The sequence below is a fragment of the Komagataeibacter sp. FXV3 genome (assembly GCF_015155755.1).
Classification (GTDB): domain Bacteria; phylum Pseudomonadota; class Alphaproteobacteria; order Acetobacterales; family Acetobacteraceae; genus Komagataeibacter.
Window position 1 is genome coordinate 1 of the sequence record NZ_VWPI01000192.1, and the last position, 1,438, is coordinate 1,438.

Annotated in this window: 1 pseudogene; it reads right to left on the reverse strand. The window is 59.5% G+C overall.

The features are described 5' to 3' along the window. Window positions 1–93: 93 nt before the first annotated feature. Window positions 94–1,347, reverse strand: a pseudogene (locus F1542_RS16875) (IS701 family transposase); the annotation flags it as partial. Window positions 1,348–1,438: the final 91 nt, after the last annotated feature.

The following is a 1,438-nucleotide window of genomic DNA, read 5'->3' on the forward strand; positions in this document are numbered from 1 at the left end:
TAGCACTACTTTGGCAGAATGTGTTGCGAGGTCTGGAGTAGAAGGTTTCCACAGTGGGGGCATTGCCCGATGGGTGGTCGCAGGATGCGATCAAGAATGGCCTGTCGTATTGCTGGCAGACTGGGCTGTGGTGGTGGGCCGGTGACTCTTTTTTTTCCGCCCGACCGCCGTGAGGCGCCGGGACTGGAGAAAGGCGTAGGCCATCATGGACATTAGGGCGTGTCGGTGCAGGCCTGTCCATGATCGCCCCTCAAAGTGATCGAGGCCCAGTTCCTCCTTGAGTTGCTGATGCGCCTGCTCGCAGACCCATCGGGCTTTGATCGCAGCGGCCAGTAGCCTGAGGGAGGAGTCGGCAGACAGGTTGGACAGATAGTATTTCCGTTCTCCAGTGGAACGGTGCTCGCCAATCAGCCAGGCTTCCTCCCCGGGCATATGCTGGGCCGTCCGGCCACCGATACGCTGGGCTGGACCATCTGCAACGCGTATCCGCATGGCTGCAAAGCGGGCCGCCAGGCCACCTTTGGTCCCGCGACGCCAACTGACCCTGCGCCATGTTGCAGTTTCCAGTATCTTATGGGCAGGGACAGATTGCTGGTCCGGTACCGGATGCATCCGGGATGGGCCGCGCTTTCTGGCCGGAAACACCAGCTCCACATCGGTGGAATAGACTTTCTGATGGCGTGGTATCCCGACTGCCCAGCGCAGGCCCCGCGCACTCAGGGCCTGACGGAACGGGGCGGACAGGCCATAACCGGCATCCGCAAGAACACAGCCAAAACGGACACCTGCGGCACAGAGGCGATCAATCTCTTCGATCGCCATCTCCGGTTTGGTCCTGGAGCCCTGATGTTCCAGTGGAACACCAGCCCGATTCAGGCGTGCCGGATCTGCTGTCCAGATATCGGGCAGGAACAGACGGAGTGACAGCATCAGTGGCACTTCACGCGAAGCCAGTGTCACGGACACCAGTGTCTGACAATTCGCTTTCTTGCCCAGGGTCGAAGCATATTGGGGCGCTACGCCAACAGAATGTTCTCCCTTTTTGGGAAGGGAGGTATCATCGATGATCAGCCATGAACGCTCCCCGCCCACCAGATGGTCAGCATGACGCCACAGAGCAGCCTCAAGTGGCGCACTGTCCCACACACCGGCACTGACGAAATGATGCAGCCGGTCATAAGGGATATCGCCATTGCGTGCAGCCATGGGCTGCACGCTCTTGCGGTCACCAGGTCCGATCAGGCCTGCAATATAAGCCGGACACATCGCCCGCTGCGCTTTGTGACCCAGGGCCGCCAGAAATGGCGCAAGCCATACTTCCAGATCCGATCGCCAGTCGGTGTTCATCGCCAGCTCCCACTACAGCGGGTCTTCCATGAATCACTGATCGCACCCGTTGGGAATCCTTATCCCAAATTTTCTGCCAAAGTAGTGCTAG